The organism is Ruegeria sp. YTSA168, from assembly GCF_059610045.1.
Genome location: NZ_JBXWMW010000015.1, coordinates 26,552 through 51,200, shown reverse-complemented (window position 1 = coordinate 51,200; position 24,649 = coordinate 26,552). Strand labels below are relative to the sequence as shown.

21 protein-coding genes and 3 pseudogenes are annotated in these 24,649 nt (G+C 55.9%); 11 read left to right on the top strand and 13 right to left on the bottom strand.

Annotation, left to right across the window (positions count from 1 at the left end; all coding sequences use genetic code 11):
- Positions 1-256: 256 nt before the first annotated feature.
- Positions 257-1,273: a serine hydrolase domain-containing protein gene (locus AC2FFE_RS18890; protein WP_496847378.1), complete on the bottom strand. Its 1,017-nt coding sequence runs from the start codon at positions 1,271-1,273 to the stop codon at positions 257-259.
- A 636-nt stretch (positions 1,274-1,909) separates the two neighbouring features.
- Here AC2FFE_RS18890 and AC2FFE_RS18885 point away from each other — a divergent pair.
- The gene (locus tag AC2FFE_RS18885; RefSeq protein ID WP_496819246.1) at positions 1,910-2,134 is read left to right on the top strand and encodes a transposase; all 225 of its coding nucleotides are present in this window, start codon (positions 1,910-1,912) and stop codon (positions 2,132-2,134) included.
- On the opposite strand, the pseudogene tnpC reads toward AC2FFE_RS18885, so the two are convergent.
- From tnpC to AC2FFE_RS18870, 3 genes and pseudogenes are all read right to left on the bottom strand, one after another.
- Positions 2,111-3,244, bottom strand: a pseudogene (tnpC, locus tag AC2FFE_RS18880) (IS66 family transposase); the annotation flags it as partial. The gene AC2FFE_RS18885 and the pseudogene tnpC overlap by 24 nt on opposite strands.
- 70 nt (positions 3,245-3,314) lie before the next feature.
- Positions 3,315-3,642, bottom strand: a pseudogene (tnpB, locus tag AC2FFE_RS18875) (IS66 family insertion sequence element accessory protein TnpB).
- Positions 3,639-3,833, bottom strand: a complete 195-nt coding sequence (locus AC2FFE_RS18870; protein ID WP_496819245.1) for a hypothetical protein — start codon at positions 3,831-3,833, stop codon at positions 3,639-3,641. Before AC2FFE_RS18870 ends, tnpB begins: the two are co-directional and overlap by 4 nt.
- Before the next feature lie 33 nt (positions 3,834-3,866).
- Here AC2FFE_RS18870 and AC2FFE_RS18865 point away from each other — a divergent pair.
- Positions 3,867-4,256: pseudogene (locus AC2FFE_RS18865) on the top strand (IS66 family transposase); the annotation flags it as partial.
- Between the two features lie 860 nt (positions 4,257-5,116).
- Here AC2FFE_RS18865 and AC2FFE_RS18860 read toward each other — a convergent pair.
- The 4 genes from AC2FFE_RS18860 to AC2FFE_RS18845 form a co-directional block, all read right to left on the bottom strand.
- Entirely contained in the window at positions 5,117-5,890 is a 774-nt protein-coding gene (locus AC2FFE_RS18860) for a heme ABC transporter ATP-binding protein (protein WP_496819244.1), read from the bottom strand.
- Positions 5,891-5,892: 2 nt separating this feature from the next.
- Positions 5,893-6,966 (bottom strand): FecCD family ABC transporter permease, encoded by a 1,074-nt coding sequence (locus AC2FFE_RS18855; RefSeq protein WP_496819243.1) that lies wholly within the window; start codon positions 6,964-6,966, stop codon positions 5,893-5,895.
- Positions 6,963-7,742, bottom strand: coding sequence for a heme/hemin ABC transporter substrate-binding protein (locus tag AC2FFE_RS18850; RefSeq protein ID WP_496819242.1), 780 nt, complete (start codon positions 7,740-7,742; stop codon positions 6,963-6,965). The genes AC2FFE_RS18855 and AC2FFE_RS18850 overlap by 4 nt, the downstream gene beginning before the upstream one ends.
- Positions 7,743-7,813: 71 nt before the next feature.
- Positions 7,814-8,866 carry a hemin-degrading factor gene (locus AC2FFE_RS18845; RefSeq protein WP_496819241.1) on the bottom strand — a complete coding sequence of 351 codons (1,053 nt, stop codon included), beginning with the start codon at positions 8,864-8,866 and terminating at the stop codon, positions 7,814-7,816.
- Positions 8,867-9,103: 237 nt separating this feature from the next.
- Here AC2FFE_RS18845 and AC2FFE_RS18840 point away from each other — a divergent pair, with 237 nt between their 5' ends.
- From AC2FFE_RS18840 to AC2FFE_RS18815, 6 genes are all read left to right on the top strand, one after another.
- Entirely contained in the window at positions 9,104-11,143 is a 2,040-nt protein-coding gene (locus AC2FFE_RS18840) for a TonB-dependent receptor domain-containing protein (RefSeq protein WP_496847377.1), read from the top strand.
- Between the two features lie 62 nt (positions 11,144-11,205).
- Complete coding sequence (locus tag AC2FFE_RS18835; RefSeq protein WP_496819239.1) at positions 11,206-11,604, top strand: hypothetical protein; 399 nt, start codon at positions 11,206-11,208, stop codon at positions 11,602-11,604.
- Between the two features lie 4 nt (positions 11,605-11,608).
- Positions 11,609-12,274, top strand: a complete 666-nt coding sequence (locus AC2FFE_RS18830) for a MotA/TolQ/ExbB proton channel family protein (protein ID WP_496847376.1) — start codon at positions 11,609-11,611, stop codon at positions 12,272-12,274.
- Positions 12,264-12,635: a biopolymer transporter ExbD gene (locus AC2FFE_RS18825; RefSeq protein ID WP_496819237.1), complete on the top strand. Its 372-nt coding sequence runs from the start codon at positions 12,264-12,266 to the stop codon at positions 12,633-12,635. Before AC2FFE_RS18830 ends, AC2FFE_RS18825 begins: the two co-directional genes overlap by 11 nt.
- A complete protein-coding gene (locus AC2FFE_RS18820; protein WP_496819236.1) occupies positions 12,635-13,027 on the top strand; it encodes an ExbD/TolR family protein in 393 nt (130 codons plus the stop codon). The genes AC2FFE_RS18825 and AC2FFE_RS18820 overlap by 1 nt, the downstream gene beginning before the upstream one ends.
- Before the next feature lie 17 nt (positions 13,028-13,044).
- Complete coding sequence (locus AC2FFE_RS18815) at positions 13,045-13,848, top strand: energy transducer TonB (protein ID WP_496819235.1); 804 nt, start codon at positions 13,045-13,047, stop codon at positions 13,846-13,848.
- 706 nt (positions 13,849-14,554) lie between these two features.
- On the opposite strand, the gene AC2FFE_RS18810 is transcribed toward AC2FFE_RS18815, so the two are convergent.
- Positions 14,555-15,556 (bottom strand): helix-turn-helix transcriptional regulator, encoded by a 1,002-nt coding sequence (locus tag AC2FFE_RS18810; RefSeq protein ID WP_496819234.1) that lies wholly within the window; start codon positions 15,554-15,556, stop codon positions 14,555-14,557.
- 141 nt (positions 15,557-15,697) lie between these two features.
- Here AC2FFE_RS18810 and AC2FFE_RS18805 point away from each other — a divergent pair, with 141 nt between their 5' ends.
- Genes AC2FFE_RS18805 through AC2FFE_RS18795 form a run of 3 tightly spaced genes read left to right on the top strand, consistent with a single transcriptional unit; the run spans position 15,698 to position 19,061 of the window.
- Positions 15,698-17,095 (top strand): amidohydrolase family protein, encoded by a 1,398-nt coding sequence (locus AC2FFE_RS18805; protein ID WP_496834260.1) that lies wholly within the window; start codon positions 15,698-15,700, stop codon positions 17,093-17,095.
- Positions 17,096-17,121: 26 nt separating this feature from the next.
- Complete coding sequence (locus AC2FFE_RS18800) at positions 17,122-17,886, top strand: DUF3299 domain-containing protein (RefSeq protein ID WP_496847375.1); 765 nt, start codon at positions 17,122-17,124, stop codon at positions 17,884-17,886.
- On the top strand, positions 17,883-19,061 hold the full coding sequence (locus AC2FFE_RS18795; RefSeq protein ID WP_496847374.1) for a carbohydrate porin: 1,179 nt from the start codon (positions 17,883-17,885) through the stop codon (positions 19,059-19,061). The genes AC2FFE_RS18800 and AC2FFE_RS18795 overlap by 4 nt, the downstream gene beginning before the upstream one ends.
- A 280-nt stretch (positions 19,062-19,341) precedes the next feature.
- Here AC2FFE_RS18795 and AC2FFE_RS18790 read toward each other — a convergent pair whose 3' ends face one another.
- The 4 genes from AC2FFE_RS18790 to AC2FFE_RS18775 form a co-directional block, all read right to left on the bottom strand.
- Positions 19,342-20,052: a DNA polymerase beta superfamily protein gene (locus AC2FFE_RS18790; protein WP_496819230.1), complete on the bottom strand. Its 711-nt coding sequence runs from the start codon at positions 20,050-20,052 to the stop codon at positions 19,342-19,344.
- 396 nt (positions 20,053-20,448) lie between these two features.
- Positions 20,449-22,230, bottom strand: a complete 1,782-nt coding sequence (locus tag AC2FFE_RS18785; protein ID WP_496847373.1) for a thiamine pyrophosphate-binding protein — start codon at positions 22,228-22,230, stop codon at positions 20,449-20,451.
- A complete protein-coding gene (locus tag AC2FFE_RS18780) occupies positions 22,230-23,639 on the bottom strand; it encodes an aldehyde dehydrogenase family protein (protein ID WP_496847372.1) in 1,410 nt (469 codons plus the stop codon). Before AC2FFE_RS18780 ends, AC2FFE_RS18785 begins: the two co-directional genes overlap by 1 nt.
- Positions 23,620-24,534, bottom strand: a complete 915-nt coding sequence (locus AC2FFE_RS18775; RefSeq protein ID WP_170717160.1) for a sugar phosphate isomerase/epimerase family protein — start codon at positions 24,532-24,534, stop codon at positions 23,620-23,622. Before AC2FFE_RS18775 ends, AC2FFE_RS18780 begins: the two co-directional genes overlap by 20 nt.
- Between the last annotated feature and the right edge of the window lie 115 nt (positions 24,535-24,649).

Here is a 24,649-nt window from a genome sequence, read left to right as displayed (position 1 = left end):
TCGCTCATATCACCGCTCCGTTTTCCGAGCCGTGAATCATGCTGCGCGTTGGAAATCAATGCATCCTGACCCTAGGACCAGGCGCTCAAATTTCCGTCTAGTTTGATGCTAATCGGCGTTCTGTCACAGGGAGTGTCTCGGGGCATGGAAGCGCTACCGGGCATCAGAACACCTTTCCACATCAATCACAGGGAGTCGGCAAACCCGGCGCTCAAATCAAGGAGGCATGCGCCAGGTCAGAGCCCTGCATGATTGCTCAGTCACGCCCGTGTATTGCGTGATCAGCGTCTAAAATGCGCTGCATCTGGCCGTTGCGGTTCGTCACTCCGGCGCGAACCCTTCCTGACACCAAATCGGCAATCATCGCCGAATCAAACCCTTCGTTTCGACCACCGTGTCCGATCGTTTTCCCCGGTTCTACAAAAAGGCCGTGTGCAACACCGGGTGCCACCGGCGTGATCATTTGTCTGGCTAAGCTGGAAGGCAATAAGGCAGCGCTGTCTCCATTTAGCGAAACAATAATCGAACGCATGATCTTGATCAAACCTGTTGCACTGGCCCACAGACCAGCGGCGGCACTTTCGGGATGGCGGACGAAACCACCCGGTATCGGCTGTCCGTCCTCTAGAAACCCATTCGCATGAGGCCTGCGCGGTTCAAGATCGAATGTTGCCCTAGTTGCACCGATCGGGTTCAGGACGTTGGACGACGCATAGTCGGAAAAGCTTACATCCGTTACATCCTCGATTAGGCACTGTAAAATTGTTGTCCCGCCGCCGCTGTAGTCGAAGCGTTTGAAAAACCGACGCTCCGTGTGAACAGGAGGAGAAATAGCTGGGTGTTGTCCGTTCAGAATATCGATGAGACCTGGGATTTCATCATCAACCCCATACCCCATGAAACCATGAATGTTCGTCCCGGCGGTATGCGACAACAGATCCGAAATTGTTGTTCTGCCACTTCGCGGACCCGTGAGTTGCCACCGTTTAAGGTATCCGTTTATTGGAGCGTCGAGTTCGACATGCCCATCCCGAACCAGCGTAAAGACCGCCAAAGCGGTCACTGTCTTAGAGCATGAAGCCACTTGAAATAGTGTTCGGTCATTGACAGGGGTGCCAGGTGCAGCCATCCCGCCATGAGCCTGCCGTAGCTGATTGCCTGTCTGATCAGCGATCTGCCAACCCGTCTGATCACTTTCTTTAGCGAAAGGCGCTGGTGCAGCCATCGCTGAAAGCGAAGCGAATCCGGCAAGTGTAAAGAACCTGCGGTCCATTTGAGTCCTCACAAATATGGTATTTTTCCGAATCCGAAACAGCTGAAGGATCCTACAGCAACCGTAGCTTCGAAAAGCGGCCCGTTCGCCCGACCCTATAGGGCCGTAATACAAGACCCCGGAGGACATAAGTTTGACGTGTCTTGATCAATGACCCTCGGCATGAATCCTAATTCAATGCTTCTTAGCAAAACAGCAAACCTGGCTTTGTTGCACAAAACAGGTGATGGCCGAGGTTCCGCGAGAAGCGTCTCCTGTTCGAGGCTTTGAACAGGTCACTCGCCGACAGTGGGGATGACGGTTAGAAATTTAACGTCAATCCGGGCGCTGAAGGTCCGTCACAGCGTCCGGGATTTCGCAACCCACGGATGTTTGGCGACACTGTAACAAAAGTCGAACATCGCAGTACGGGTGTTATGTGAAGCGATCTCTGGTTGAGTGGTCCGTCCGTCCACAGCCTACCGGCCCAATCACCTAACACCACATTGAGCGGCTTTTTCCCGCCCCATTGATCTTGTTCGCCCAGTCCGATATTCAGACCGGCTGCGTTTTCGGCCGTCTATCCGAGCCCAGCCCAAAACCAACGAGCCAACCGATGGAGGGTGCCATGTAGTTCAGAAACTGCATGAAAGGCCAATGACATGGCCCATTACAAACGCAAACGTCCCCGTACCGTGCTTGGGAACGGGTATGAGCAGGCGGAAGAAGCGGTTTTGGGCGGATGAGGAGAAGCGCGAGATTTGTGCGCAGGCGGTTACGCCGGGGATGTCGGTTGCGCAGGTGGCGCGTCGCTATGCGGTCAATGCGAACCTTATTTTCAAATGGCTAAAGGATCCGCGGTTTTGCGCGCGCCTGCCGTAGCGCGACACGTGCGTCGGGGGATTTACCCCGTGCGTCCTTCTCCACGGCATAGAGTTCCGCGATCCGCCGGATCGCTTCCTCGGCAATGGCGTTGCCCTGGGAGGCGAAGACATCCACGAACTTGCGGCGGACATGCGCCATGCAGGCCATCTCATCTGCCTTGTAATGCCCGAACAATCCGTTGGAGCCGAAGTATCCATCGGCATGGACCCACCCCTTGTAGCCTGCGAGGTGACTGACGGGATGTTCGCCTTTGCGATCAATCGTGAACTGATACCAGGCACATGGCGGTGATTGTCCTGCCCACGGCCTCTCGTCACGCACATAAGTCCAGACCCGCGCTGTTTTGGTCTTCTTTTGCCCCGGCGCCTGCATCTTGACGGGCGTATCATCCGCAAAGAGCGCGCCGCCGCGCCGGACGATCCGCCCCATCTCATCGGCCAGTGGTTCCAACAGCGCCGTTGACCGGCCAACCCGGTCGGCCATGGTCGAGCGATCCAGATCGATCCCTTCGCGGGCATAGATCTGGCTCTGGCGATACAAAGGAAGATGATCGGCGTATTTGCTGACCAGGACATGCGCCAATAGGCCCGGACCCGGCCGTCCACGCTCAATGGGGCGCGACGGCAAAGGGGATTGAACAATCGCCTCACAGCAGGCGCAGGCTTTGCGCGGGCGGACAATGCGGTTCACCACAAAGCGGCCCAGCACATACTCAAGTTCTTCGGTGATATCCTCGCCAAGCGTCTTCAGCTTGCCGCCGCAGCGGGTGCAGTCCTCGCCAGGCGAAAGCACTTCTTCATGCCGGTCCAGATGGTCCGGCAACGGCTTGCGGCTGTGCTGGCGCGGAGGCTTGTCTTCAGCGGACGACGTCTCAGGTTGCGTCTGTTCAGATGCGGCCTCGGCAATCGCCTCATCTTCTTCGAAGGTCAAATTGAGCTGATCCAGGCTCTCGGAACGCACACCAAACCGATGACGGTTCTGGCCCGCCAGTTGGTGCTTCAGCTTCTCGATCATCAGGGCCTGCGACTTGACCTCATCCGCCAATAGACGGTTCACAGCCCGCAGTTCTTCTGGGTCATCTGGTGTGATATCGAGGTCCTTCAGCATCGCTGATCCCATACCGGATCGGGGACAAAACGTGAATCCCGAAAGTGCTCAAAGCCTCGTATTTATTGGTCTATCCAACCTTCAGCGGGCGCCAGGTCTTCTGCGGTATCCGCCAGTCGATCCCTTCCAGCAGCATCGACAACTGTGCTGGCGTGACGCTGATCTTGCCGTCCTTCGCAGCGGGCCAAACAAACCGACCCTTCTCCAACCGCTTGCTGAACAGGCACGCGCCCTGCGCATCCCACCAGATAATCTTCAACAGATCGCCACGTCGTCCACGGAAAACGAACAGGTGGCCGGAGTAAGGGTCAAGTTCCAGAACCTTCTCGGTCTGCGCGGCCAACGTGTTAAAACCCCGCCGCAAGCCAGACCCGCGTGTTGCTGGGAACCGGGATCAAACCGCCAGACCTTGCACCAGGCTGACCACGGCTGAAAGCGCGGTCGGGCCCTCAACCAAGATGCGCCGTCCGTCCGACAAAGTGATGTCCACTCGGCTGGCCGACAGAGAGGCAGATGGAGACGGCATTGGCACGTCGATGGGCCGAGGTTCGCGGGTAACACCAGCCTCGATCTCAATCGGCAAAAACATCGCTTCTTGAGCGGACGCATCAGCCTCTGGCGCAAGCCGATCTTCAATGAACTGGAAGACTGGCTGCACGCGCAGCTGCCCAAAATCTCCGGCAAATCGCCACTGGCCCAGGCCATCCGCTACGCCCTTGGTCGGATGCCAAAGGCGCGGGCATATCTTACGAATGGCCACCTGGAGTTGGATAACAACACAGCCGAGCGGGCCGTCAAACCCGTGGCCATCGGTCGGAAAAACTGGATGTTCGCAGGCTCCGAGGGTGGCGGCAAAGCCATGGCAATCGCCTTCACCCTGATCGAGACCGCAAAGCTCAACAACGTCGATCCGCAAGCCTGGCTCACTTGGGTTCTCGCTCAAATCGCCGATCATAAGATCACACGCCTCGACGAGCTCCTCCCCTGGCGTTACGCTGCCCAAGCAGCGTAACAGCCTAAGCGCAAACCCAACAGGCCGGGTTCAACGGACGGGCACACTAAAACCTAAACTGAATGACTTCGATACTTCGCCTCGTCATCAATGTCCGCTTCCGCGCCGAGAAGCATGCCGTTTGGCAAACGCAGCGAAGGTCCATTTTCCGCCCATTCTTTAGAAAAGCAAAGTGTTCTGGCACAAAAGTAACGGCGCAGCCAACTCCGCCGCACTTGTTTTGGGGCCAGCAGGATTTGGACAAGCCAAACGCCTCTGGCCGTCAGGGGTAAGACGCTGCCTTCCCCCTCGGGCAACCCTATTAGACAACACCGTGTCCTCGGCTGAGCCTGCGGGCCGCACCACTATTGTCGAATAGCATTGCCTCGCCCCCATCCGCGTTCGCCACGTGGCAGATCAGCAGGAACAAGCGCCTTCCGCGTCTGATCTGCAAATCAGCCCTGATTTCCCAAAAGGGAAGTCAGGATCATTGAAATCGGTCTAGGTGCTAGATGAAGGACGTGAGGCGAAAATGGAAAGGTTCTGTCGCTGGTGGCAGAACTATGTGTCGCCTGACAAAGAGTGTGGGGCGACACATAGTTTTGCCATTGCCTCGCCACTAAGCCATTGATTTTGGGTCAACAAGATTCTCCTTGGCACACTAGTTTTGCCTTTTACGACTCAAAGGTTTTCCATCACATCAGAGCAGCCCAATAGCCGCCATTGGTCTCAAGTGCGGAGAAGGCTCGGAATGATCCCAGATTGTCAGGTGCTTCACCAATTGCGAATGGCAGCAATGAGCTGTCACCCTACTCACCGGACCCATTGGTATCTTGCTCACGTTATTGTTCTCGGTAGGAAAAACGGACGGACCATCCAATTCAGATCATTGCCTGCGGCAGAAAAAATGGCATCCCGCCTGCAGGTACCGTGTTTATCGGCAAGTCGATACCGTAAACTTGCTGCATCGTCTCATTGTTGAGAACATCCGACACAGTACCTGATGACCAGACTTTCCCTTCGCTCAGAATGCAAACACTGTCGGCGAACAAAGCTGTCAGGTTCAGATCGTGCATAACTACGACGACACCTCCGCCTTTGACCGCGAAGTCCCGCGCGATGCGCAGAACGATGAACTGATGTGCGATGTCCAGGCTTGCAACGGGTTCATCCAGCAACAACCAGCGGGGCTGATCCTGATCCCTGGTGTCCCATACCTGTGTCAGGACACGCGCTAGCTGAACGCGTTGCTGCTCACCGCCAGATAGGTTCTGGTAGGACCGCGTCTCAAAGCCGCCGAGGTCAACTTGCATCAATGCCCGAGACGGCAACGTGTCGTCCTCGGCGGCCAAGCCATTTGCCAGCCCAAGCCTGACGACTTCATGCACAGTGAAGGGGAAAGCCACGGTCGTTGACTGCGGAAGAACGCCTCGTATGGCAGCCAATTCCCAAGGCTTTAGTGCCGTGATGTCGTGGCCGTTTAATGAGATCCTGCCGGAGCTTTGGATTTCTCCCGACAGTGCCTTCAGCAAAGTCGATTTGCCGGATCCATTCGGGCCGATGATGACCGTGACTTGCCCGGGCTCTGCTTTAAAATCCACGCCTTTCAGGATTTCTTTGCTTCCGATGCGGAAGCGTATGTTTTCAGCTTTCATACTTACATTCCCATTGAGCCGTGGCGTCGAAGCAGGATCCAGAAAAACACCGGCACGCCAAGGATTGCGGTCACGATCCCAATTGGTAGCTCCGCTGGAGCGACGATCACGCGGCTGATCATATCTGCGCATAACAGCAGCGTGGCCCCCAGCAGAGCTGAATTCACCAGCAAGCGATGGTGGTCTGGTCCAGTGCTGAGACGCAGCAGATGCGGCACCACGATTCCGATAAAGCCTATGCCACCCGACGCGGCAACGGCGGCACCAGTTGCCCCAGCAACCGCCAGGATCGCGACGTTTTTGCTTCGCTGGACTGAAATACCCATGTGATGGGCAATGGCCTCACCCATCGCTAAGCCGTTCAGGGCACGGGCGAGAAACTGTGTGCATATAAGTGCAGCCAGAATAATCGGGGCAGCCGTTGCAACCTTTACCCGTGTTGCACCAGCCAGCGAGCCCATACCCCAGAAAGTGAGGTCTCTGAGTTGCTGATCGTCAGCCACGTAGATCATCACGCCGGATACCGCTCCGGCCAAAGCCGCCAACGCAATGCCTGCAAGCAGCATGGTGGCGACCGATGTCTGCCCTTGGCGCGTGGAAACACGATAGAGGATCAGGACTGACGCCCATCCCCCCAAAAAGGCCGCGACGGCAATCAGCCCATCGCCTACCCACGCGAGGACTGCGCCAGGCAGCAGGCCACCAAAGACGATGGCTGTAATCGCGCCCAACCCTGCGCCCGCGCTGACACCGACGATGCTAGGATCGGCCAGCGGATTGCGGAACAGCCCTTGCATCACGACGCCCGAGACTGCCAGCGCCGCGCCAACAAGTATGCCCATCGCAAGACGGGGCAAGCGAATGTCCCACAGAATGATCCGGTTCAGGTCTGACAATTCGCGCCCATGAAGCAAATCCAAGACTGCTATCGTCAGCGTGGCTTCGGACGCCCCGACCGAGACGCTGACCACACTGGTTACGGTCAGAACGACAGTTAGAAACAGCGTCACACGCCGGGCCCTAATCCTCCGCGCGTCGGCGCGCATCGGAGCGCCGTGGTCCAAGGCCAGCGTCATGATCCACTCGCGTATTGCAACGCCGCCGATAGGTCTGAAATTGCCGCTGCAGTACGCGGGCCAAAGCCCAGAAGATAAGCGCCCTGCATGCGGATAAGGGCTTTGTTTTGCCCGGCCGGGGTCAGTTGGATTGCGGGCAGCGCGAACAAGTCTTCGTCCGGGGTTGCATGATTGCCCTGCCTTTCCATCATCAAGATCACGTCAGGCGCTGTGACAGCCAACGCTTCGGGCGTCATGGTCTTGAAGCCACTAACGCCTGCCGCAGCGTTTTCGCCGCCCGCCAATCTGATAATGCTATCTGCCTGAGTATCTTTCCCACCGACGGTGATCTCACCATCCAGTGCCGAAAGAATGAACAAAACGCGCAATGGGTCTGCACCCGCTGCCGCCGAGGCACTTTCCTGCGCTTGCTCCAATTGTTGCGCAGCGTTTGTAGCCAACTCTTCGGCTTCGGCTTCAACGCCTAAAGCTGCGCCGACCGCGCGAATCTTTTCTATAATTCCGTCGCGGGAAAACTCATCATCGATAGTGACATATTCCACACCGGCTTCTTGTAGCACCGAAATGGCATCTGGCGGGCCTGAGCCTTCCAGTGCCAAGATGAGATCGGGTGCGACCGACAGCACGCCTTCGGGTGATAGGGCGCGCCGATAGCCGACATCGGGCAAATCCATCGCATCTGCCGGGTAGGTTGAGGCGCGATCACGGCCTACAAGCTGGTCTTCCTGCCCGAGAGCATATATAATCTCGGTAATTGAACTACCGATGGCGATCACGCGCCTTTCCTCAGCATCTAAGGTAGTAGCGGAAAGCAAGGCAGCTGCGCAGAGAGGTAGCAGCCGTCGCATTACAACACCCCTTTATCGGCCGCATCGGATAACCCGGCGACCAGCGCATCCCAGGCGGGGCGGTGGTCAGTATCGCCGGCGCGTCGACCGAATATCTGGAAAATCAATCCGCCTTCAGCGTCAAACGCTTCAACTGAAACAGCGGGTCCTCGTTGCGTGGGTTTGGTGACGGCCCAGACCTCGGCAATATGATCGGTGCGCAGATGCAGGTTGAAATCCGGGTCCAGCACGTTGAACCAAGGTCCCATCTGTTTCAGGGTTTTGACTGGGCCACCATGGATTTCAATGCAACCGCGATTGCCGACAAAGACCATGACCTCAAGCCTTTGGTCGCGCACCTGTTCGAACATTCGCGGAATTGTGTCTGGGTCAAGCGCCCGAACCAGAGGCGCACCGGCAATACGATACGCCCCCAACCGGTTCATCTTGAGCTTAGATGTCAAGCGCAGGAATTGATGCGTATCCGTCATCTTGGCCCACTCATTGCGCAGAGCTTCAGCCTTGTCCGGATTGGCCTTAGGTGCCTCGGTTGGTTTGCGCTGCTCGACAGTCATCGTCTGGGATTGATCGTCCGCGGCCAGCGTCTGGCCCAGATGTGTCCAGTGATCCAGATCCGAGCCGTCCCGCAGAAAAATCTTGTGAACCGCATCTCCGGCCGCATCAAATACTTGAATCGAGCGGCGTGTTCCGGAATCCGTTTCACGCTCGACCGCGAAGGCATGAACCCAGTGACTGGGGAACATGCGCAGGTCAATCTCTTGGGTCAGGACCATCGCGGCATGAGCGCCAGGGTGGTAGTTGTTGTATTGCCCGACTTTCTCGATCACGCAGGACGGGTTGCGAGTCAGCGCCATAACCTCTCCCAACCCGTTCAACTGACCAAACAGCGCATCCAAGTCGGATGTCAGCCGGGTTGCGCCTTGTCCTGCAAAGGCTGCGATAAGCTGGCCTTCGGACAAACCAAGTGATTCCGCCAGATCGCGATCACGTTTGCCCGCCTTCTCTGCATAGGCAGCACGAATATCCTGAGGGGCCATAAGCACCTGTTCCATAGTGGATTTCCCATCTTCGAGTGGTTCTGTGAGGCGCTGGCCCGGCCCATGATCGCGTCATTGGCCCGCTGGCAGTGACTGCAATTTTAGTCACGGAAATATGTTGACTATTTTAGTAAGCTTTATTAATGAGCACAAGTCATCGCTGAAAGGCGATTCCAAAAAACACCAAAAAGACTGACCTTAGCCAGCGAACTGCAAGCACCTCCGGTCCTCAAACCACTCGAAGGGACAGATATGCGTGCTTCAATTCGAAAGGTGGGCCTGCTTGGCACCGCCTCTTGCCTCAGTTTGATCGCAGCGACCGCTTGGGCGCAGGAACAGGATGATGGGTTCCTGGGCACTCTTGAGCTGGGCGAAAGCAAACGGGAAATACAGACCGACACCGCAGTACCGATTACCAACATTGATCAGGAAGAGATCAATGACCGTCAGGCCAACACGGTTGCGGAACTGATCGACACTGTGCCTGGTGTGACTCTGGTGAATGGCTCGACACCGCAGGGGTCTGGCATCAACATCCGGGGCTTCGGCGCCAACAGTACCTTCGGCACCGACCAGAAGTTTCTGATTCTGATCGACGGGGCAACAACCGGCTCGGAAGAGCTGTATAGGATCGGCAACCAACTCTTCACCGACCCTCAGCTTTACAAAAGCGTGTCGGTGATCCGTGGCACCGTCGGGTCGTTCGAATTCGGCTCGGGCGTTGTTGGCGGCGTGGTTCAGTTGGAAACCAAAGACGCATCGGACTTCACCGGTGGTGAGCCCGGCTTCCGGTTCCGTCAGACGCTGGAAGGCTATTCGAATGGCAACGGTTTCGCTTCGTCGTCGATCCTGGCGTGGCAGCCGAATGAGCAAACGGAGTTTCTGTTCAACTACAGCTATCGCGATCAGGACGATCAGGAAGACGGGGATGGTGAAACAATCGGCAATAGCGCCTTTACTCTGCCTTCGCTATTGGCAAAGGGGAAATACAGCTTCGGTGACAGCCTTGAGCATTCGATCACTGCGTCCTGGAACCAATCGACTTCGGAAGAGCGGGACGTGCCCTATGACTCTTTTGGTACAACTGCGGATGCCTTTGGCAATGTAGATCGGGACATTGAAACCCGGATTGGCATCTTGCGCTATCAATACCGGCCAGCGGACAATGATCTGATCGATCTGGACGTGAACCTCAGCTATTCCGAACAGTCCATCGACAGCAGCTATGTCTCTGGCTCTTCCAGCCTTGAGGGTACACCGTTCTTCCCAAGCATTCAGGCGCTGGCGGACGCAACGCATAACTACGAAACCACTAAGCTGACAATAAAGAACACCTCGTATTTCCAAACCGGCATTGCGTCCCACGATCTGCGGGCCGGGATCGAGTTCATTGATCGCGAACGTCTGGATGCCCCTTCGGCACCGGGTGGCACAGATCGGCGTGTCGCATTGTTTGCTGTTGATGACATTCAGATTGGCGATCAACTGACAATCACCCCGGCGCTGCGCTACGAAACGCAAGATATCGAAGGGGATGGCGATACAGCGCCTTTCAATGAGAGCTACGACAACGACGCTTTGATGGGGGGGCTGTCGGCGCGGTACGAATTCGCAAACGGTTTCGCAATCTTTGGGGGCGGCGCCTACACCGAAAGCCTGCCAATCATCGACGACCTCGGCACCCCGGCGTTTATGACCCAGCCCGAGAAATCCCGTACCTGGGAAGCAGGGTTTTCGTTCAATCGCGGAGATATCTTTGCCGAGGGCGACATCGTGCGCGCCAAGGTGAATTTCTACGACACCAACTTGCGGGATGTGACGTCGTACAGTCAGTCGAACCCGATTACCGGAGCCTCTGTTCTTTTGGATGAGATCGAAACGCGCGGCGTCGAAATCGAGGCATCCTACGCGAACGCAGGCGGGTTCTACATCGACTTTAACGCCAACGTCGTAAGCGGCACCGAAACAAACGAAAACAGCGAGGAGTCTCGCTGGCGCAACGAACCGGCGGATTCGGCGCGGATCACGTTCGGCAAGCGGTTTGGTGAGACGTTGGACGTGAGCTGGGAACTGTTCGGAGCCAGATCTGGCTTTGATTCCTCGGGCGTTCCGGTTGCCGGGTATGGCGTGAACACATTGCGTGCTTCCTATTTCCCGCAAGAAGGTGCGCTTGAAGGGTTCGAAGTTCGTGCCGGTATCGAGAACATCTTCGACAAAAGTTATCTGCCGAACCTGTCCACGCGCAATGCACCGGGCCGGAACTTCAAGCTGACCGTGGCCAAAACCTTCTGATGCAGGACAAGAATGGAACAATTATGCGAATAGCGTCGAAAAGAAATGCTCGGTTGGTCCAGTTGGCCCTGCTCCCAATCCTGGGGGCGGGGCTTGCCTGTGCTGAAGAATCCGGTGGCGTATCGATTGAGCTCAGTTCTGCGGAAGAACGAGACCAAAGCTGCCTGCTCAGCTTTCTGGTCGAGAACACCTATAACGCTGATATCGAGGGTGCCGTCTACGAAACCGTCTTGTTTGGCGCGGAAGGTGAGGTTGCGCTGCTCACGCTTCTGGATTTCGAGGATCTGCCCGCAGGACGACCTCGGGTTCGTCAATTTCAATTCGATGGAATGACCTGCAACCAGATCACCCGCATCCTGATCAACGGCGCACAAGAATGTGCGCATCAAGGGGACCCCGAGAATGCTTGCATGTCAAACCTGAACCTCAAAAGCCGCCTAGAAACCGAGATGATTGGATAAACTAATGGATGCGATCATTCAGAGACTGACGGATATCCTCGCGCTCGGCGGGCCGGTTGTTGCGATCCTGATCGCAGCTTCGGTCGCAACCTTGTCGCTGATCTTCTACAAACTGTGGCAATACAATTCTGCCGGGGTGGGTCGTCACCTCGATCTGTCCTTGGCAATTGAAGCCTGGGACCGTCAGGAACGGGCCGCTGCGATGGCGCATCTGAATAGAAGCCGAAGCTACCTGGCCCCGGTGATTGCGATGTCGTTAAGTGAAAATAGCAGCGCGCTGTCTGAGCGCGTCGATGCCGAGGCCGAAGCGCGTTTTGCCGGGCTTGAACAGGGCCTCAACGTGCTGGACACGGTTGCTCAGCTTGCACCGCTATTGGGATTGTTCGGCACTGTTCTTGGTATGATCGAAGCCTTCCAAACCCTACAGGGCGCGGGCAACTCGGTAGACCCGGCGCTGCTTGCGGGCGGAATCTGGGTTGCTCTGCTGACAACGGCTGCGGGATTGGCCGTCGCCATGCCGACTTCGCTAATCCTGACTTGGTTCGAGGCCCGCATGACGCGCGAACGCATCTTCGCCAACCGCGCCTTGCGTACTGTCTTCGCCCCAGGACACGGCACGGAAAACCCCCTAGCCGACATGCCCAATGCCCCCCTCGCCCATGGCACTTGAGACCCGCATCAAACGGCGCAAACGCCTATCAATGACGTCGTTGATCGATGTCGTCTTTTTGCTGTTGCTGTTTTTCATGCTCACCTCAACCTTCTCGAAATTCGGCGAGATCGAGTTCTCCACTGCTTCGGGAGGAGAGTCTGACCAAGACATCCCGATCCGCTTTGTGAAGCTAGAACAGGATCGTCTTCTGGTCGACGGGACCGAAGTGTCTCTGGACGCCGTAGCTGCGCTGTTCGACGGGACCAGCAAACAGATGGCACTGATCAGTCTCGGCCAGAACGCGACCTCGCAACAATTAATTGACCTGCTGACGACTTTGAACGGCGTGGCGCAGTTGCGGACGCAGGTGATCGGATAATGCAACTGAAACCAAAAGCGAGGCAAACACGAGAGCCCACAATCGCCCTGATCAATGTGGTCTTTCTGATGCTCGTTTTCTTTATGATTGCGGGTACCCTTGCCCCACCGCTTGGCAATTCGGTTCAATTGGTCGAAACACGGGACCTTGAAGGGCGCGAGCCGCCAGATGCGCTGGTCATCCGTGCCGATGGTGTGCTCGAGTATCGCGGGGCCGAGCTTACGGATGTCGAAGCCTATGTTGAACGCGCCTCGATTGACTTGCCGCTGGATACCGTGCGCTTGGTTCCCGACCGCGTGCTTCCAGCGGTGCGGTTGAAAGCGGTCAGTGATGCCCTTCGGGGTCTTGGCACAAAGAAAGTCTTTGTGGTGACTCAAAGGGCTCTGCAATGATCCCCAAATCCCGCGCCATGGCCGCAACTGCACTCCTGTTGGCGGCAGCTACGCACGGTCTGGCACTGCATGATTTTGGCCCTCAAGCGACTGTACAGATCGACGGTAGTGGTTCGTTCGAAGCTTCGGCGCTTGGAACGTCCTTTAATGATTTCTCTGCCGGAACCATTGCATCCGCACCGATCAAGGCCCGGAAAGCGACTGTAGAGCCTGATCAAGCAACTGAACGAGCAGACCCTGAGGTGCAAACAACGAAGGCAGCAAAATCCCTGACGAAACAGGTCGCGCCTACCTCAAAACAAGTGTTGACGGCAACGGCTTCTCAGAAGCCCAGCCAGCCCGATGTGACCCAAGCCAAGCAACCCGAGACAGAACCAGCACGCAAACCCGCAACGGCACCCATCCAAAACCCAGAATTTGAGGAAAAGGGCGTTTCCCGGCCCGCTGCGAAGGCAGGAAATGCCGAGCGCACTCGGAAGAAAGGCACTATAACGGGCGAAGCCGCCAGTGGAGAAGTCGCTGCAGAAAAGACAACCCGCACGGCCTCGGCCACGGGCAATGCCGATGCAAGCAATTACGCGGGGAAAGTCAAACGCAAGATCCTTCGCGCGCGACGCAAAAGTGTGAACATCCGCGGCACCGTTCTGGTGACGTTTCGCATCGCTGACAGTGGGGAGTTGCTGTCAGCTAACATCACCCGCAGTTCAGGTTTAAAACGTTTGGATCAGATCGCATTGTCACAAGTGCGCGCAGCTGCTCCCTTTCCGTCTCCGCCTGCAAGGGCTCGTCGCGAGTACACTATAGAAATTGTGAGCAAGTAGATGTGAACTCGCGAGGCCAAAGTACTTTCGAAAACGACGTGGCCAGCACCGGATCAGAGTAGCGCAGGTTCGGGCGGTAGACTCAGAGCGCCCAACGGCGTGCATCAACTGGGCCGCACTACCATTGTACTAATGCTTCCAATGGAAGAATTTTGGCTATGAAGCTCAGCTTTCATCCCCTCTACGTGAATCTTTTCATTTGCAGAGATATACCACGTTCCGCCCAGGGTGTTGTTACCTCGGTCGCAGAGCGCACAAAGCGACCGTTCGCCCGAAAAGTGTTAGCGGCATGTTTGTCCGCACTACGGTCGTCGCCGAACGAGGTCTCGAATGGCACGCTGCTGCAACCAATGGATGATTAACCAGATCATTGCAAACCGCGAACATCGCTGAAGCGGTTTTATGTGAAGCGATCTCTGGTTGAGTGATGGCCGTTCAATGGAACAAGTACGAAAGGCTGCCTCGCGGACATTGCGGCTATCCGCATTTTTACTCCAAAGGACCGTAGTCAGGCCAATGCGGACGATCGCTACCAAGCATTGTAAAACTCAACCACACAACGAAACGTCCAGTTGCAAAGGTTGTATCGGAAGTGGCAACCAACCATGCAGGTCGTCGGCTAATCTGTTCAAAGTCGCCTTACAACTGCTCCGAACTGATCCGACGAGGACCTCATCTTCGAAGCATTCATTTGGCTCGACCACATTTACTTGCTTCGGAACTTGGTCGGTGTCATTCCGGTTTGACCTCGGAAAAAGCGAGTGAAATGGGACTTGTCGGAGTAGCCGAGCATCAGACCAATCTCCGCAATTGTCATCTTCTCATCTCTGAGTTGCTCTTTGGCGACATCGATACGTAGCCGTTTGATCTCGCGTGGCAACGTCGTGCCTTGTTGTTGAAGCGCTTTCAGAAACCGTTCCGGCTGTATCCCCAGAAATCCGGCCACCACCTCTGGCCCCAGTTCGGTTTCATCCAGCTTGTCGCATAAAACGGATCGCAAAGCGGCCACCACGGTGACTTCTTCTGTCTGTCGAGCCGAGGCAACGGGTTTGGCAGAACCCTCAGAGGCATGATGCAGAAACAACCATTCCACCGGAAAACTAATTTGCATTCCTGGGTCGGTCCCAAGGCCGACCTCGATCCCTTTGTAGTCGATAGGCAGACCAGTAATATATCTGCTTTCCCAACGCACACGAGAAGCCTCCCAGGCATCTCCGACGACGGTCTGCAAAAGGCGTACATAGATTGCGGCACCAAAACCGGTCACTTGAATGGGTGGGACAGCGGGTTCCTGTTGTCTCTCGATACGATAGGTCGCTTTGTCTGTTTCAATGACTAGGCTGTGCCGCACGGAATTGGACTCCTGCGGGACAAGCCCAACAAAGCGGGTAAAAAACTCAAACAGCGAATTTGTTGATTGCAAGGCCTGAGCAAATGGAGGCCATTCCTGCAGGTCAAAAGTCTCTCCTACATTCATGCCAAGGTATCGGTCCCCTGACAAGTCCGAGAAGGCATTTAGCAGACCGTAGACCAGCTCTGAGTGGACATAGACGGAAGGGTCAGACAACAGTTCGGACTTCAAGCCGACCTGATCCAAGGCTGGTTGCGGATCGATCTCGCGGTCGGTGAGATACTGCAGAAACGGAGCTGCTAGCGCGAGGCGAATGAAGCCTTCGCTATGCTCTTGAGAGGTGGAGTTGAACGGCAATCTCGTCAGCCTTTCAAGATCAAATGCTGTGATCAGTGGCCATTTTTTCAGTCACATTCGAACATCCTAATACGAAACTGGCAACCGAAGCAAAACTTTCCGGGCTACAGTTGGCAAAACATGAATATGAAGGGAGTACTTATGGCGAGTCTGCGAATGTCTCTTTGCTCGGCGGCAATTGTCGCTGCAGGTCTCTTTCTTGCATCGTCTGCGCAAGCTCAGGATCAGGAAGAACCCCAAACGCTGTTTACCAACGTGCATATCTTCGATGGCGTGAATGAACAGCGTATCGAGAATGCCAGTGTATTGGTCGAGGGCAACCTGATTAAGGCCGTATCAACCGATGCGATCGATGCCCCCAATGCCACAGTTATTGACGGACAGGGGCGGACACTGACCCCCGGGTTTATCGAACTGCACGCGCACCTGATGCTGATGGGGCCAACCTTGCCTGCGATGGAAGCCAACACAACGTGGGAAGACTTTGCCATTCACGGTGCGCGGATGGCCGAGATGTATTTGATGCAGGGCTTTACCACGGTCAGGGATGCGGGTGGAGCCAATGGCGGGTTGCGTCGCGCAATTGACGCAGGCCAAATTGACGGTCCACGTTACTTTCCGTCCGGTGCATTTATCGGAACGCGCGGCGGTCATGCTGACTTCGCGAATTTCACCGCTCCACCAGGTTCAGAGACCAACATGAGCCGTTTGAACTTGGCGCAGGAGGTGAGCGGTGTGGACGACGTCTACAGGTTCGCGCGCAACAATTTCCGCATGGGTGCGACCCAGTTGAAGTTCATGCAATCCGGGGGTGTCGTTTCGGCCTTTGACCCATGGCAACTACTGGCCGGATCGCCCGAGGAAATCAGGGCCGCCGTGCAAGTGGCCAATGAGTATGGCAGCTATGTCATGGCGCATTCCTATCGCAAGGAAGCGATCCTCAGTGCGCTTGATGCAGGTGTGATGTCAATCGAACACGGCTTTTCGTTTGACTGCGAAATTGCCCAGGTCATGAACGAAAAAGGGGCGTATATCACCACCAACCTGACGGCCTTCGATCCCGGGCTGCTTGATATTCCGGCGGTGGCAAACGTCCCTTCGAGCCTTGCCAAAGCCAAATCTGCCTCGGCCACATTTGCGGGCTACATCGACAATATGAAGGAGTGCCCGGTGAAGCGAGGGTTCCAGACCGACTGCGTTGGTTCGGTTGAGGCGTGCAATATCCAGATTGCCTACGAGAAGCACCTGAACAACGAGTTTTTCGGGCCCTACACATCCATGGTCACGCTGACATCGACAGGCGGCGAGGTGGTCGCTTTGTCAGGTGACTTCATGAACCCGTATACCGCTGGGAAACTGGGTGTGATCGAAGAAGGCGCCTATGCGGATATCCTGCTGATCGACGGTAACCCGCTCGAGGATTTCTCGGTAGTTGGTACGGGTGATCAGTGGTTCGGTGCCGACCCGAGGCCTGAAAGCCCTGATACGATTCGACTGATCATGAAGGATGGCGTTATCTACAAAAACACACTGGATTGAGCTGTCTAAATAGCCGGAGAGTATTTATGCACCATTGGTTCCGCTGGGTAGTATTCGCAGGGTTTTTTTGTTGTGGGCATTCTGCGCTGGCGACGCCTGAAACTGCATTAGATTGGGCCGACCTGCCAGACCCATCTGCGCAGGTCTTTGAAGACCCCTACCGTGATCTCAGCCCTGAACAATTTGACGATGTTCTCTACGTCGTTCGATTGCGAGGCAGGCTGCAGCAGGATCGTGGCAGCGAAGAAGAGCGGCAAAAGTGGCAAATGCTTTTGACCGAGACTGAGGATGCCTTGGCGGCTGATGGGATTGATGTCGACTGGCTACTCGACCAGCGAGAGGTCGTGACGGAACGTCGAAGAAAGGCTGGAACAAACGGAAATCCACAATTCGATGGTCAAACAGTCACACTGGCGGGCTTCGCCATTCCCGCGCCGAGTGATCCGGACGGTCGGCCAGTCGCGTATCTAGTGCCGCAACGCGGAATGTGCAGTCACATGCCTCCTCCTCCGCCCAACCAGATGATCCGTGTGCGGTTGAACGGGGACTGGGCGCCCAGCTATTTCCATGAACCCGTTCGGCTGACGGGTATGCTGACTATCGATCCTACTGTTCAGAATATGTTGGTTGTGGATGGCCTCATGCCTATGAATGCGACTTTCCAGTTGGAAACGGAACGTGTCGAAACGCTGGAAACCGAGGCAGACAGGCTGGAATGGAAGCAGCGCGCAGCTGATCGCATCCGCGCGGCGGGAAATCGCAAGACCGGCGGGGCAAAGGGGTCTGAATGATAAGACTTCTGGTTGCCGCATTGAGTATCGCTGTTGCTGGCGCTGCCTCGGCGCAAGGACTGTCGGGGCCCTCTTCGGTCGAAGCTGATCTTCAGCCCGGAGATGGGCTCACCGACCCACAATATCGTTCCGATTTTCCACGCAACATCGCACCCGGTTGGTTTCAGTGGAAAGATCGGCTGGCTGAGGGTGGGTTTCGGTTCAATATTGATTACCTAGCACTCGGCCAAACCACTAATGCTGCCCTGGGAACCGGCGAAGCGGCCAGCGGAATTGCGCGTTTCTACGGGAATTGGCAGGCAACTGAACGGGGTTCCCTGACATTCAAGATCGAAGACCGGCACAGCTATACCGATGTGGCCCCGCAGTTCCTTGGGCTGGATGGCGGAGCGCTGTCGATCACCGGGACAGCCTTCAACGATAGCGGTTTGCTGCTGACCAATCTGTTCTGGACCCAAAGGGCCGAAAACGGTTCGTGGACGCTGCAATTCGGGCAGATTGATGTAACGGACTTTTTGGACGTTTATGGTTTGGTAAGCCCCTACAGTGGTTTCCAAAACCTGTCTTTTAGTACTAACCCGACACTAAACGCGCCCAACCCGGGCCTTGGTATTGCCGGTGGGATCAAGCTGAGCGAAAACTTCTACGCTGTCGCGAGCGTTGCAGACGCAAATGCCGATCCGTCTGATCCAAACTTCGATGTTTTCAGCGACGGCAATCTCTTCAAATCACTCGAACTTGGGTACACGTCCGGCTTTGATCGCATTTATTTCGATAATGTCCATCTGACCCTCTGGCACGCGGATGCGGCCAAAGATGGCAGCCGAGCGGAAGACTACGGCGCTGCGTTTTCTGCAGCTTGGTTTGTTGACAATAAGTGGATGCCGTTCTTGCGGGCTGGGGCCTCAAAGGGGACCGCAGCGCTTTATGACCGGTCCTTCTCTGCAGGTCTGGGCTACTATGGTCGCAATACCGACTTGGCGGGACTGGGCCTGAACTGGGCCGAGGCAAGAGGCATAGACGGTGACCAGTTCACGCTCGAAGCATTCTACCGTTTTTCAATCTCACCTGGACTGCAGATCACGCCGTCACTGCAGTTCATTTCTGACCCGCTGCTGGACCCCACTGAGGATAGTATCACTCTGTTCGGTCTAAGAACCCGGATCGTCTTCTGAGGTGGTTCGATAGCATTAGCCAAGGGGGCTGGGTCAAGGGGTGTAAACAGGACATTGCAAAGCCGGTTTTCTGCGCATCGCTGCAATTTGGGTCTCGCGCAGCATCGAACACAATGGGCTCCTTTGGAACCTTCACCGCACGCTGCACTTGGGTCCGGTTTTGATTTCTTGGAAAAAATACAATAGCAGAAAGCCCCTGCACATCGCAGTTCGGGTGTTATATGCACCGGTCTCTCGTTGAACGCCCGATCTGCTGTCACATGCCTTCGTTATTGGCATTTTAGGCCGTGGCATTTTCCTTAACGATGTACCGCAGCAAGCTATTACCCTCGGCCATGAGGTCGAGGCAATCTTCGTTCTTTTTCACCACGGCTGCCCACGCCATTTGATCTTGTATGAAATCGTCAACGATCGCTATGCGTTGTCCACGGCCCATTTCCTTGGTTTTGCTTTTTAACGTTAACAGCCGGTCAATGTGTTCCACTAGGTTGGGTGACAGGTTCTGATCTTTAATGAGATCATGCAGGTTCATCGGTGGCGGCGTTTGGGGTATCTGCCTGATCCACGAGATCGCCAAAGCGGGTCGCAGTATGTAGAAATACGTTTTGAAGCTCACCTTTTGGCTCTCACCAACATGCTTGTCCCACTGTTTATGTGCCAGGTTGCGATAGTGGTGCAGGCAAGATTCGCCGTAGGTCGTCTTGGCTGCGAAGGCAATCAGCCGTTCACAGACTGCGTCATTCCATCTGTACCTGATAGGACTGGATAACCACTCCAACATCACAGGGTTAGGTTTGATCAACAAACCAAGTGCTTTGCGAATATCCCAACCGTTTATGTCCCAATCGCCCTCAATGGGCAGTTCGATCACATCGCGACCGGGCTCAAGGCGCTGCCTTCCCCCTCGGGCAACCCTATTAGACAACACCGTGTCCTCGGCTGAGCCTGCGGGCCGCACCACTATTGTCGAATAGCATTGCCTCGCCCCCATCCGCGTTCGCCACGTGGCAGATCAGCAGGAACAGGCGCCTTCGGCGTCTGATCTGCAAATCAGCCCTGATTTTCCCAATAGGGAAGTCAGGATCATTGAAATCGGTCTAGGTGCTGGATGAAGGAAGTGAGGCGAAAATGGCAAGTTTCTGTCGCTGGTGGCAGAACTATGTGTCGCCTGACAAAGAGTGTCGGGCGACACATAGTATTGCCATTTATCGACAGCTAAGTCATTGATTTTGAGTCATTCGATTTTTGATGGGCGCACGGGTTTTGCCATTTGCGACTCAAAGATTTTCCATCAAGCTGAAACCATCGCACAGCGGCAATTGCCCTTCTGTTTAACAGATACGGGCAAAAGCCGTATGCATAGCCGGATCGCACACTCTAAATTGCTTTAGGTTGCAACGTGCGAAACATCCCTGTCTGGCGAATAGATGTCGAGAATATTCCAATGCCCGGTTGTTGGTGTTGGGTTGTTGATCATTGGCACATCCAGCACGGTTGGCTTGCCACTGGCGATTGCCGCTTCCAGTGCGGGCAACAGTTCGTCCGCAGCGCTGAGCCTGTGCCCTTCCGCGCCGTAGGCTCGCGCTATGTCGGCATAGCCCGGTCCGTTTGCGGGTGCGGCGGCTGACCCGGGGAACGTGGTTCCATAGGTCAAACCGTAATGCGCTTTTTGAAGGCCAGCGATCGTTCCGAAGGCGTTGTTGTTCATAACCAACCAGATGATACCCAAATCAAGTTCGACCGCTGTTGCCAGCATCGACGGATTTTGACCGAATCCACCATCGCCAACCAAACTTAGTACGACTCGATCAGGTGCTGCCAGTTTTGCGCCGATCGCTCCCGGCGGGCCAAAACCCATCGTAGCAAACCCGCCCGGGGTCAGTATTGAGCCGGGGGTCAGGATATCGAATTGCTGTCCGACACCGTTCTTGTTCCACCCAACGTCCGTGGTGATGATGGCATCCTCAGGCAGTGCCTTGCGGGTATCTGCCAGAATACGCTCAGGCATCATCGGAAAGGCCGACGAGGTCGCCATTTCCACGTTGCGCGCTTTGAAGTCCGTCCGAAAGTCAGCGATCTTCCGCTCCAGCACGGGGCGCTTGAAGCCGTCCGGATACATCTCGCGGGCGACCCGGTTGAGGACTAGTAAAGCGGCCTTGGCGTCAGCAACGACTCCGATCTCGGTGGGGTAGTTCCGGCCGATCTCCTGCGGTTCAATGTCGATATGAATGACCTTGGAACCGGGGATGTTGAACGTATAGCCGGGGTACCAGCTGGAGCAATCGGCCTCTTTGAACCGAGTGCCCACGGCAAAGATGTAGTCCGCATTCAAGCAGGACTGGTTGACCAATTCGGTGCCCCAAAACCCGGTCATTCCCAGCACAAGCGGATGGTCGTCTCGCAACGCGCCTTTACCCATCAGGGAATGCGCGACTGGAAGGCCCATATGTTCAACAAATTCTCGCAACTCCTCGCTGGCCTGTGCCAATAGAATACCACCCCCAACATAAGCGACTGGGTTTTCGGCCTTCGCCAAGGCTTCGACAATCTCTCGCGCTGTCTCGTCGTCAATCGACGGTTTCTTGAGCGCGCGCGTGTTGTCGCGGATACGGTCAAAGCTGTCCGAGGGGATCACCTCCGAAAAGATGTCCATGGGGACATTGACCAACACGGGGCCAGGCTGACCATTTTCGGCGAGATGGAACGCCTTTTCCAGAATTTCAGCCATCAAATCTGCGCGGTCCACCCGCCAAGCGCGTTTGACAAAGGGGCGATAGATTTCCCACTGGGCAGCATCTGCGTGAAGGTTCACTTCCTGGTGCGGGTGTTTACCGTAGTAATGCGTGGGAATGTCACCCGCGATCACGACCATCGGGATACAGTCCAGTGCGGCGTTGGCGACCCCGGTGGCGCAATTGGTCAGCCCCGGGGAGAGATGGGACAGCACCACCGAGGCCTTGCCCGTCACGCGGGCATAAGCGTCCGCCGCGTGGCTGGCTATTTGTTCGTGCCGTACGGTGACGAAATCGATGGGGCTTTCCGCCAGCGCGGCCAGAACCGCTATATTCGTGTGGCCGCATAGACCGAACACATGTTTGACCTCACGACGCTCAAGGAAATCGACGATGTGCTCAGCAACGGTTTTGCCTTCCAATTTAGCTCCGTCCATCACGCGACCTCCTGTCCGTAGAACTCACCGAACAAGTCCGGCTCCGAGGGGCGATCCTCTGGGATGGGACGGCTGACCCAGGTGTAGTTCATCATGTGTTTCATGGTTACGTTTTCATTAGTTATGTTGCCGCCCCAGATACCGCAGCCCAGGCTGCTGGTCATAGGCATGCCATTGGTCCAGGCACCCGCATTGGCCTTGGACTGAGGCTGTCGAACCATCATGCGACTGACCGGAGCCAAACGCGCCAATCGGTCGATGTGATCGTCATTGTGGCTATAGATACCGCAGGAATGGCCCTTGCCCCCGGTGTTGTAGATCTGGCTGACCGTTTCCAGCGCGTCATCGAACGTGTCGAAGTGATAAAGCGCCATCAGAGTGGTCAGTTTTTCCTTTGAGAACTTGTGCTGCGGGCCGATTTGCCCCTGATTTTCAACCATCAGAAACTTGCGATCTTCGGGGATGCTAAAACCGGCGACCTTGGCCGTTTGCTGAGGTGGGCAGGCGATGGTCGGGAACGTACGGTTTCCCTTTTCATCCCACATGGCCGTTTCGAGCATGGCCTTCTCTTCGTCCGAACACAGGTACCCGCCTTCGGCCTCAAGCGCCTTGATCATATTGTGGTAGACCGAACGCTGGATAATGATGTTACCGTCGGCGGAACAACCCGAGCCAAAGTCGGACGTCTTCGAAATGCGTGTGTTCTGAGCGGCGATGTCCAAGTCGGCTGTCTCATCTATGACTATGGACGAATTGCCCGCCCCTACACCAAAGGCTGGACGCCCTGAACTGTACGCCGCTTTGACCATGGGTTTGCCGCCCGTCGCTAAAGTCAGGTCACAGATCTCCATCAGATGTTGCGTCAATGGGATCGACGGTTTGCGAATGGATTGAAACAAGTCCTCGGGGGCACCTGCAGCACGACAAGCTGCACGCATGACCTCGACCATTTCGAAAGTGGTATGGGCGGTTCGCGGATGCGGGCTGAAGATGACCGCATTCCGGGCGTTCGCGGCGGAGACACCGGTCACCGGTGGTGTCATCGCGGGGTTGGTCATGGGGATCAGAGACGCGATCACACCGGCTGGTTTGGCATATTTCACCAAGCCCTTTTCCTCATCGACCTCGACGATACCGGTCGATGGAGTGCGCAGGACATCACGCAGCACCATGTGAATCTTGAATCGCTTCGCAGGACGCCCTTCGCGATCTCCGATACCGCTTTCGTCCACGCCTTGCTGGGCCAGACGCGTGAAGGTCTTCTCGTTCCCTGCGTACCACGCAATTGCCTGAGACAGGCGGTCCAGCCTGTCCTGATCCCAATCCTCGATCTCGGCCATAGCAGCGCGGGCGCGTGCCAGCATATCGGCCGCCATGTTGCGTTCGTTTTCAGTGAGCTCTTTGCCCATGATGATCCTCTTGGTGTTTTAGAATTGCAGCATCGGGCACACGACGCTGTGACCGCGCCTCGCCGAATGTTCGCTTGGCGTGGCTGAGACAGCGACGCGCGTGTTCTTCATATCCCAACTCGGCAACGCGGCTTTGGTTGGGTAATTCAATGGAGTAGTCGACGGGCGGCATCCGTTCGATGATGCCGGTGAAGTCAATCCAACCTTCGCCGGGATAGAGCCGCGCATCGCGGGCCAGTTGGATCATGCCCTCTCGCGTATCGGCGATCCCGGGCAGGCAATCGGAGATATGCAGGAAGTGAAACAACTCCGAGGGGACGTGCAGAAGCTCTCCCAAATCCACGCGGCTGAGATGCAGATAAAGCGTATCGACCAGAATACCGCCATTCGGTTGATCAGAGGCGCGAACAATATCCAGGGCCTCATCCAGAGTGCGCAAGCGAGAGAAGCTTGGGAATTCCAAGTCCACTGTTAGCCCGTAGGGCGCCGCCAGTTCGCAGGTTTCAGAATAGACGTCGATCAGGAAGTCACGATCATCGCGGGTAGTGGTCCACGCGCTCATGATCATGCGTTTAGCGCCTAATTCCCCACCGATCTCAAGAGAAGGCTCAAAACTGCGGGGATCGACATCTTCCGTGATGCGCGCAAGTTCGACATCGAGGACTTTCAAGCCAGTGGTAGAGAGAGCAGTTTTGGTGGCATGCACCTGTGCCTTGTCGATTGGAGATTGAGTGAATTCACCGGGCACATGCATCGGAATGAATCGGGGGCTGACGGCATCGTAACCGGCGCGGGCGGCGATATAGACCAGCTCGGGCGGCGTACAACCGATCAGCGTCAGATGCGCCAAGGAATAGAGAGAGGGACTTGCGCCAGCCTCTTCGGGTTTCACCATGAACGACAGCTCCACGTGCCTGCGAATCTCGGCTTCATCACACGTTGCAAAAAATATCTGATATTTTTTAAAATATCAACTTTTAATACTGAGTAGGAAATGAAAACGCCCGGGC